The organism is Escherichia albertii NBRC 107761 = DSM 17582, from assembly GCF_000759775.1.
Lineage (GTDB): Bacteria > Pseudomonadota > Gammaproteobacteria > Enterobacterales > Enterobacteriaceae > Escherichia > Escherichia albertii.
Window position 1 is genome coordinate 1 of the sequence record NZ_BBMY01000219.1, and the last position, 1,728, is coordinate 1,728.

The 1,728-nt window shown below is 38.1% G+C and carries 2 protein-coding genes; both read left to right on the plus strand.

Going from position 1 to position 1,728, the window contains the following annotated elements:
- The first annotated feature begins 317 nt into the window (after nt 1-317).
- Nucleotides 318-848 (plus strand): long polar fimbrial major subunit LpfA, encoded by a 531-nt coding sequence (lpfA, locus tag EA14781_RS22140; RefSeq protein ID WP_000758161.1) that lies wholly within the window; start codon nt 318-320, stop codon nt 846-848.
- Between the two features lie 69 nt (nt 849-917).
- Entirely contained in the window at nt 918-1,604 is a 687-nt protein-coding gene (lpfB, locus tag EA14781_RS22145) for a long polar fimbrial biogenesis chaperone LpfB (RefSeq protein ID WP_000798750.1), read from the plus strand.
- Nucleotides 1,605-1,728 lie beyond the last annotated feature (124 nt).

A 1,728-nucleotide genomic window follows, 5' to 3' on the forward strand; every position in this document is an offset into this window, starting at 1 on the left:
CCTCTTTTTTGTATGTTGTAGAAAAAGAGATGATTTTTTCATCAAATATTCATGTTGTGAATTATTTTGCACTTAAAATATAGATATTTTGTATTAATTTATTCCTAAAAAAATCCAATGTCTTTTTATGACAAAAACCAACCTTATGATTCATATTATGTTTTGCATTCTTTCATTAATTTAATATTTTATTTGATTTAATTTATTTTCTTGCCTATCTCCTGTCTCTCCGTATAATCCGGCCTTCGAAATTGATGCATGTTTAATGCATTAATATCTATTATTTAATGTTATTTTTATAATAAATGGAGTTTTTAATGAAAAAGGTCGTTTTTGCCTTATCCGCACTCGCATTAACTTCTGGTTCCGTATTTGCAGCAGATTCTGGCGACGGTACTGTTAAATTTACTGGTGAGATCGTTGATACACCTTGTGTGCTGTCTGTTGATTCTCAGAAACAAGAAGTTGTACTGGGTCAGGTACAAAAATCTGTATTCACCGCAGCAGGAGCAAAATCTCCGTCTAAACCTTTCGAAATCAAATTAGAAGATTGTGATACCGGTTCTGGTAAAACAAAAGTGAAAGTCGGCTTTAACTGTGTGGGTGATAGCGATAGCAACGGTGAATTAGTTTCCGTTAGCACCGAAGCAGGCGCTGCAACAGGTGTGGGCATTGGTATTTATGATAATACCAATACACTGATTAAATTGAATTCTGGTGAAGCGGAAACTACGCTAAAAGACGGTCAAACCGTTCTGTATTTTACTGCTAATTATGTTTCTACCAAAGACACCGTTACCACTGGTTACGGTAATGCGGAAGTAGACTTCAACCTGTCTTACGAATAATCGCATATTGTTTCATCATGGCAGTGAGACATCACTGCCATGTATTTTCAATAAGTTATGGATCGAGTGATGAAAAATACCTGTTTAGCTCTGGTGTTCTCTGTTTGTTTTTCATCGTCATGTCTGGCGGGTGGAATAGCATTAAGCTCTACCAGAGTCATTTATGATGGTAATAAAAAGGAAGCATCGCTGACAGTTAATAACAATAATAAGACAGAAGAGTTTCTGATACAGTCTTGGGTTGATGATGCAAGTGGGAACAAAAAAACGCCGTTTATTATTACGCCGCCACTGTTCAAACTCGATCCTGATAAAAATAATATTTTACGTATTGTGAATATCACACCTTCATTGCCGCAGGATCGTGAATCTGTTTATTGGGTAAACGTGAAAGCCATTCCGTCTAAAAGTGAAGGCAGTGAAGAAAAAAATGTTTTACAGATAGCTGTCCGTACACGGATAAAACTGTTTTATCGTCCAGCCGGATTAAAAGGCGACGTAAAGGCGGCACCAGGCGAGTTACGTTTTACGCGTACGGGTAATCAAATTCGTGTTGATAATCCCTCTGTCTTCAACATTACGTTTAATCAATTTTTTGTAAATGGCCGGGAAATAGAAAAATCAGGCATGGTACCGGCGAAAGGGTCACTTAATATTTCGTTGCCGGCAGGAGTCAATGCCGTATCTCAGGTGAAATATAACACTATTAACGACTTCGGGGCGTCAGCAGAAATGTTGAGCCGGGACGTCAATTGATCGATACCTTGCTTGGGGAAATTGCGTAATGTCACGGAAGGCTGTCTCTCGCTCATTCTCATCTGTTCCTTTTTCCTTCTCCATGCTGGTGATGCTGCCAACTTACTGATTTAGTGTATGATGG

Bases quoted from the DNA above. Each gene is read 5' to 3' on its own strand.
- lpfB (WP_000798750.1), top strand. From the start codon at position 918: ATGAAAAATACCTGTTTAGCTCTGGTGTTCTCTGTTTGTTTTTCATCG.
- lpfA (WP_000758161.1), top strand. From the start codon at position 318: ATGAAAAAGGTCGTTTTTGCCTTATCCGCACTCGCATTAACTTCTGGT.